The following is a 7449-nucleotide window of genomic DNA, read 5'->3' as shown; positions in this document are numbered from 1 at the left end:
TGCGCCTGCCGGCGTCGCTGAGATCGGCGCTCAGCGAGTCGATGACGTAGCGGAACTGGCGGTTGCAGATGGCGAAGTCGATCCACGGGTCGACCATGCTCCCCTCGGATTGCTTGGCCAGCCAAGGACTTAGCTCGATATCGACGACGACGGCACTGCCCTTGAGGACCTGGAAGCGGGTGTCGGCGAGTTCGAAAACCAGCCCGAAATTGGGGGCCTGCCCGGCGTAGACGGTCAGGTCGCCGAGAAGGATCGGCGTGGCCGCGACATCGACCTGCTGCTTCAGCGGGTTGCGCTGAGCCGTCATGCTGGTGGGCGGTAGAGGGGTGGAGAGCGAGTATCCGAGGGCGGCAAGCACCGATGAAGTGGTGTCCGTACCGGGCTCGAAATGCATGCCGTAGCGCGTGAGGAGTGCAGCTAATTTCGCGCCTCCGCCAGGCGAATATTGCAGGTAGTCGATAATGGCCGCGGCGGAGGCGACCTGCCTTGGCGTCCAGTCCGGCGGAAAGCTGGCGCCTGCCTTGCCGGGCTGGCTGAGCAGCGCCTCGAGCCGCATGCTCTGCTGGGCGATCGGCAGGTTGGCATAGTTCCACGGGCCGACCGAGAGCAGCAGCATGATGACCCCGGCGAGCGCCGGGATCAGCCGGATGTCGCCGCGGCCGATGAGATGGACCACGGCGAGTATCGCCGCCCAGAGGCCGCCCGCGAGCAGCAGCAGCCGCTGGTCGGTAAGGCCGTAGGCATCGATCCGGATCCAGACGGCGACGAAGAACAGTCCCAGAGGGATGAGCGTCAGCCAGAACCAGAAGCGGAGGAAGAAGCGCACCAGCGGCCGGGTGCGGATGAAGGGCGGGTGCAGCACCAGCCAGGTGGCCGCGCCTACGACGACGAAGCCGAGCACCATCCAGCCGATCATCCCCTCGGGCAGGCGCTGGGTGACGACAATCTGCGCCGTATAGGCGAGAAGGATCAGGGCATAGATGATCAGCAGCGGCACCAGCACGAACTGGCCGAGAAAGCCGAAGGCGCGCGGCAGGAAGTCGGGACGCTCAAGCTCCTCGGCGCGATAGGCGGAGAGCCGCGGCAAGGTGGAGAGCCAGTACACCGGGTTGAGGAACAGGCCGGTGAAGGGCAGCACCCACTTGTAGAACAGGTCCCCGGTGCCGAGGCCGAAGAGGATCGACAGCGAGCGCTCGATGGCGGCGATGCCGAGCGCGATAATGAGGAACGCCACAGCCGCGATGATTGCGGTGGTGAAGGCCTCGAAGTTCACCCACCAGAAGCGGTTCTGCACCTCCTCGCGCGGCGCGCCGCGCTCGATGCGGGTGAAGGGCGAGACGGAGAGCCACAGGATGGCGACGGCCGGAATGGCGAAGGGCACGAACCAGGTGATGTCGGTGATCTGGAAGGCGGCAACGACAGCGATCGGCAGGACGTATTTGAGCACAAGGCCGGCGAGGCGCGTCTCCGGCCGACTTTCCGCGAAATAGACCCCGGCGACGGCGAAAACGGCGCCAGTGGCCAGCCCCAGCGCCGCGCGGGCCCAGACCTCACCCTCCAACCAGCCGACGCCGTTGATGGCGCCGATGACCACGGCGGTGGTCAGGGCGGCGAGCAGGATGGCGAAGGGAAACCGCTGCGCGGTCTGCAGGAAGTCCGGAGCCTGCTTCTCCAACCAGGCCCTGAGATCCATCCCGCTCCCCCTCAGTGGCGCAATGCCCACCAGCTCATCATGGCGATTCTCCGCCAGTCCGCCAGATCGGCGCTCGGAGCGAAGGGGGTTCGCGATGCGGCGAGGCGGCGAAGCCGCGGGCCAAGCAACGTCACTGGAGCGAAGGCAGGCCGCAGCGGCTTGGGAAGCGCTGCAATGCCTGTGCGGGCCCTGGCGAGGTGTTCGACGGCGAGATCGTTGATCTGTCCGAGCGCGGCGAACAGGCCCTCGCTCTCCGCTCCCGCGAGGATTTCGCCGTCCGTGACGCCGTTGGCGGCGAAGATGTTCATGGGCAGGAAGATGCGGCCCTGCGACGCGTTGAAGCCGAAGGCGCGCAAATGCCCCGTCAGGGCATCCGCCACACCCATGTGGCCGGCAGCGTCGCCGGTCTCGACCTCCATGCCGCCGTTGAGGATCATCGCGGCGAGTTGGTACAGCACCGAGACGGTCTCGCCGGCATAGCCCTCGAAGCTTTGAACGTCCGGCATCGGGTCGTGGTAGAGGTCGAACCGCCGGGCCGCGACCAGCCGGAGCAGCGGCCCGCCGGGCAGCCCGTACTTGCCGATCGTATCGATAAGCGCCCCAGCCAGCGGGTTCTGGCGGACATTGCCATGGCCCTCGCCCTTCAGCGCATCCACCCACCATTGCAGCCGGATTTCTCCGGCAGCCGGCTCGCGGGCGCGGTCGCGGATCGAGGCGACGTCGGCGCTGAACGCATAGAGCGACTGGATGGCGGTGCGCTCCGGCTCCTTCAGCAGCAGCGTCGAGAAGTACCGATCGCGGTCCGCCTCGCGGAGGAAGGCTGCGACATAGCCCGCATCCTCGCTCATCGGGCGTTCTCGACCGCGAGCAAGGCGGCCCCGACGGCACGATCCTCGGCCAGAAGCACGTTGTAGGTGCGCACGGCGCCGCCGGTGGCGATGGCCTCGACGATCACGCGCCGCTCCTTGAGCGCCGCGCGCACCACAGGATCGAGGCCGGCGATGTCGCCGCCGAGCCCGATCAGCAGCACGTCGAGCTGATCGGCAACAGCGAACACCGGCGCCAGGCTATCGAGCGTCACGTCCGTCGGCAGCACTGCCTCCCAGGCATGCATGCCGCTCGGGAGGCAGAGGAGCGAGCCGCGGTGCGACATCCCGGCGAAGCGGAAGCCGCCGTTGCCGTAGGCGTCCAGCTGCACCTGCTGGGGGAAGAACCCCGCCCCCGGCCCCGCCATCCGCTAGACCGAAGCGCCGTCGGCGCGCTTGGGTATCTTGGCCTTCCCGTCGTCGGGCGCGTCGGCGCGCGACTTGAGCCCGAAGAAGATGAGGATCGGGCCGCCGACGATGATCGACGAGTAGGTGCCGACGAACACGCCGAAGGTCATGGCGATGACGAAGCCGCGGATCGCCTCGCCGCCGAAGATCACCAGCGGAATCAGCGCGAGGAAGATGGTGAAGGCGGTGAGCGAGGTGCGGACGATCGTCTGGTTGATCGACAGGTTGATCAACTCAGGCAGCGGCATCTTCTTGTATTTTCGGAGGTTCTCTCGAATTCGGTCGGAGATGACGACCGTCTCGTTGAGCGACAGGCCGACCAGCGTCAGCACCGCCGCGATGGACGAGAGGTTGAACTCCAGCCAGGTGAGCGAGAACAGGCCGATGGTCCTGATCACGTCGTGCGTGGTCGTGGTGATGGCGGCGAGTGCGAACTGCCACTCGAAGCGGAACCAGACGTAACAGAGGATGGCGACCAGCGAGACGAGCACGGCGATGACGCCATTCGTCGCCAGCTCACCCGACACCGTGCCGCTCACCGCCTCGGTGCGCCGGACCTCGTAGCTCTCCGTTGCCAGCGTCTGGGTGACCTTCGTTACGGCTGCCTGCTGGGCTGCGTCCCCGCCCGGCTGCAGCTGGATGCGCACCAGCACATCCTGCGGCGTGCCGAAGCTCTGCACCTGCACTTCGCCCAGCGACAGCGGAGCGAGCAGTTCGCGGATGCGGGCCGGATCGGCGTCGCCCGCGGCTGTGTGCTGGACCTCGATGGCGGAACCGCCGATGAAATCGATGCCGAGGTTGAAGCCCTTGAACACGGCCGAACCGATCGAGACGAAGGTCAGGACGATCGACAGAATGATCACCGTCTTGGAGATCTTCATGAAGTCGATCTTGGTGCCGTCCGGGATGAACCGGAAATGCTGGATGCGCAGCGTCTTGGGACGCGTCCGGCGGTACCAGATGCCGATGAAGAACCGGGTCACGGTGTAGGCGGTGAACAGCGAGGTCAGGATGCCGAGCGCGAGCGTAACGGCGAAGCCCTGCACCGGGCCGGAGCCGAGGAAGTACAGCACCACCGCCGCAATGAGCTGCGTCAGGTGGGAGTCGATAATGGTGCCCCAAGCGCGGTGGAAGCCCGCGTCGATCGAGGCCAGGACCGATTTGCCGGCCCGCTGCTCTTCGCGCATTCGCTCGTAGATGAGGACGTTCGCATCCACCGCCATGCCGATGGTGAGCACGATGCCGGCGATGCCGGGGAGGGTCAGCGTCGCCCCCAGCGCCGACAGCGCGCCGAGGATCAGAACGATGTTGAGGACCAGCGCGACGTTGGCGAAGACACCGAAGAGGCCATAGGCGATGACCATGAAGGCGAGGACGAGCACGCCGGCGACCACACCGGCGGTGACGCCGGCATGGATCGAGTCGGCGCCGAGGCTAGGGCCGACCGAGCGCTCCTCGACCACGTCGAGGGTGGCGGGCAGCGCACCGGCGCGGAGCAGCACGGCGAGGTCGTTGGCGGTCTGCGGCGTGAAATTGCCGCTGATCTGGCCCGAGCCGCCGGTGATCGGCTGCTGGATGACCGGCGCGGTGATGACCTGGTTGTCGAGCACGATGGCGAAGCGCTTGCCGACGTTCTTGGAAGTGATTTCGCCAAAGGTGATGGCGCCGCGGGTATCGAACTGGAAGCTCACCACCGAGCGCGAGGTCTGCTGGTCGAAGCCGGGCTGGGCGTTGGTGAGCGATTCACCGCCCAGCTCGACGTTCTCGTTGAGCAGTTCCTTGCCGCCGTCGGCGCTGGGCAGGATGTAGTAGCCCGCGGGGATGCCCTGGGCCTCGGCCTGCGCCGCGGTCATCGTCGGGTTGACCAGGTGGAAGGTGAGGCGCGCCGTGCGCGAGATCAGGTCCTTCAACCGGGTCGAATCCTCGAACCCGGGAACCTGGACGAGCACGCGGTCCTGGCCCTGGCGCTGGATGGTGGGTTCGGTCGTGCCGACCTGGTCGACGCGGTTGCGGATGACCTCGATCGACTGCGCGACGAGCGCGGACATACGCTCGGTCACGCCCTGCGGCGTCAGCGAGACGACGATCTTGCCGTCGGGCGTCTGGGAGAAGGCGAGTTCGGGAACGCCGCCGACGCCGAAATTGCCGGAAATGTTGTTCTGGAGCTGCTGGATCGCCGCCATGGCGGCGTCCTTCTGCGCCGGATCGGTGAGCTCGACGGTGATCGAGTCCGTACCGGTGGTGATCAGGTTGCCGATGCCGTTGTCATTGGCGAGGGCGGAGCGCACGTCGCGGCGCAGCTCCTTGATCCGTTCGGTGATGATCGACTCGCGGTTGACCTGCAGCAGCAGGTGCGAGCCGCCCTGCAGGTCGAGGCCGAGGACCACGGTCTGCTTGGGGAGGAACCCCGGCCAGGCGGCGAGGATATCCTTGGGCAGGAAGCTGGGAATGGTGAACAGGATGCCAAGTATCGCAACGATGACGATGATTGCTGACCGAAGGGGCGAAGACTGCATGGTCGGAACTTAGATCCTGTGTGGTGCCCAAAGGGCGACGGGAGCCCCGTGGCTCCGCGTGTATGTCAGATATGGGACAGTCGGCCCACCGATCGGGTGGGCCGGCCTGCAGCAGTGGCTCAGGAAGCCTTGTTGTCGTTGACCGGGGTCGATTTGGACCGCACGTCGGTGATGCCCGAGCGGGCGATCTTGACGCGGGTGCCCTGGGCGATCTCGACTTCGAGGTCCTCGCCGTCGATCGCCTTGGTGACCTTGCCGACGATGCCGCCGGAGGTGACGATGGTGTCGCCACGCGTGATCGAGCCGAGCATCGTCTGGTGCGCCTTCATGCGCTTCTGCTGCGGGCGGAAGATCAGGAGCCAGAAGATCACCACCAGCAGCAGGATCGGGGCGAACTGGACCAGTAGATCCGTTGCGCCCATGGAGGGCGCAGCGCCTGCGGCCTGCGCGAAGGCGGGGGTCACGAACATTAAGTAGCTCCTTGCTTAGTGGCTGTCGGCACGTCGGATTGCCGTTGTTGCCCCATATAGGGTTGGTTTCCGGCGATGGGCAGTCCCACCCGGCAAAAATCGGCCGGAATATAGAGGCGGAGCACGAGGATTGCAAAGCCAATCGGGCTACGGCAAAACGGGGCTTTCCCCGGGAGATCAGGCACCTGATGAACGACGACAATTCGGCCACCATAGCGGCAGCGCTGGCGCGTATTGCCGAGAGTCTGGAAGCGCTCCGGCCGGGCGGAAATGCCGCCGCGCCGGTACTTGGTGAGGCGGATGCGTATCACTGGGACGCCGCCGGAACACTGATGCCGGTGGCCAAAGTGTCGCGGGTGCCGCTGGGGATGCTGAAGGGCATCGACGACGTGCGCGAGATCCTGTTGCAGAACACCCTGCAGTTCGCCCGCGGCTATGCGGCGAACAACGCGCTGCTGTGGGGCGCGCGCGGCATGGGCAAGAGCTCGCTGGTGAAGGCGGTGCATGCCGAGATCAACGGGCTCGGCGAGGCGGGCCTCAAGCGGCTGATCCTGATCGAGATCGCGCGCGAGGACATCTAGGCCCTGCCCCGGCTGATGCGGCTCATCGCCAGGGAGGACGCGCGGGTCATCGTGTTCTGCGACGACCTCAGCTTCGACAGGGACGAAACCAGCTACAAGTCGCTGAAGACCATTCTCGACGGCGGCCTCGAGGGGCGGCCGGAGAACGTGCTGTTCTATGCCACCTCAAACCGCCGGCACCTGATGCCGCGCGACATGGTGGAGAACGAGCGCTCGACGGCGATCACGCCCGGCGAGGCGGTGGACGAGAAGGTGTCGCTGTCCGACCGGTTCGGACTTTGGTTGGGCTTCCACAACTGCGACCAGCCGACCTACCTTGCGATGATCCGCGGTTACTGCGACGAGTACGGGCTCGTGATCGACGACGGGACGCTGCGCGCCCGCGCGGTGGAGTGGTCGATGACGAGAGGTGCACGTTCGGGGCGTGTCGCGATCCAGTTTGTCAGGGCCCTCGCCGGCGAGCAGGGCAAGGCCATTTAGAGGGGAATATGGGCACATCACATCGATTGAGGTGGTCGCACGGCGAGGCGACCATCCTGGATACGGCCGCCATGGTGGCGGATGCGACGTTCACCGTGGGCGGCAAGCCGTTCAAGCCGTTCGCGCGCGCGCCGTGGCTGGGGACGGTGGACGATCCGTCGATCGTCGGGCACCTGCGGGTGCTGGCGGGGGATTTCGTCGGCCTGCCGTTCGGCGCGGGGCGACCCATCCCCAACGCGCCGACCGAGTGGGCGCGGCTGATGACGCATACCCCGCTGCATCCGATCCATGGGCCGGCGGCGGACCGCGACTGGACCATCGTCACCGGCGTCGAAGACAATGTCATGCTGTCGCTGCGCTATGATTAGGATTCGCCGGTCGAAAAGATCTAGCGGGTGATCTCGGCGCGGAGAGGCACGCCGGCGCTGGATTTCG

Annotated in this window: 6 protein-coding genes and 1 pseudogene; 2 read left to right on the top strand and 5 right to left on the bottom strand. The window is 66.4% G+C overall.

The features are described from left to right. From JWQ89_RS09440 to yajC, 5 genes are all read right to left on the bottom strand, one after another. A partial coding sequence (locus tag JWQ89_RS09440; protein ID WP_299640400.1) for a DUF4153 domain-containing protein occupies positions 1-1693 on the bottom strand: 1693 nt, incomplete at its 3' end. 11 nt (positions 1694-1704) lie between these two features. Continuing rightward, a complete protein-coding gene (locus JWQ89_RS09435) occupies positions 1705-2541 on the bottom strand; it encodes a phytoene/squalene synthase family protein (protein WP_299640398.1) in 837 nt (278 codons plus the stop codon). Further along, complete coding sequence (locus tag JWQ89_RS09430; protein ID WP_299640397.1) at positions 2538-2927, bottom strand: MTH938/NDUFAF3 family protein; 390 nt, start codon at positions 2925-2927, stop codon at positions 2538-2540. The genes JWQ89_RS09435 and JWQ89_RS09430 overlap by 4 nt, the downstream gene beginning before the upstream one ends. A gap of 3 nt (positions 2928-2930) precedes the next feature. Continuing rightward, positions 2931-5483, bottom strand: coding sequence for a protein translocase subunit SecD (gene secD, locus JWQ89_RS09425; RefSeq protein WP_299640395.1), 2553 nt, complete (start codon positions 5481-5483; stop codon positions 2931-2933). Positions 5484-5602: 119 nt separating this feature from the next. Beyond that, entirely contained in the window at positions 5603-5953 is a 351-nt protein-coding gene (gene yajC, locus JWQ89_RS09420; protein WP_299640393.1) for a preprotein translocase subunit YajC, read from the bottom strand. A 188-nt stretch (positions 5954-6141) separates the two neighbouring features. Between yajC and JWQ89_RS09415 the strand changes: the two are divergent. After that, positions 6142-7014 (top strand): annotated as a pseudogene (locus JWQ89_RS09415) (ATP-binding protein). A gap of 8 nt (positions 7015-7022) precedes the next feature. Continuing rightward, entirely contained in the window at positions 7023-7382 is a 360-nt protein-coding gene (locus JWQ89_RS09410; protein ID WP_299640391.1) for a hypothetical protein, read from the top strand. Positions 7383-7449: the final 67 nt, after the last annotated feature.

Origin of the sequence: Devosia sp., from assembly GCF_028290645.1 — a bacterium.
Taxonomy (GTDB): Bacteria; Pseudomonadota; Alphaproteobacteria; order Rhizobiales; family Devosiaceae; genus Devosia_A.
Note: the sequence above shows the minus strand (reverse complement) of the source record. Positions and strands in the feature narration are given on the sequence as shown.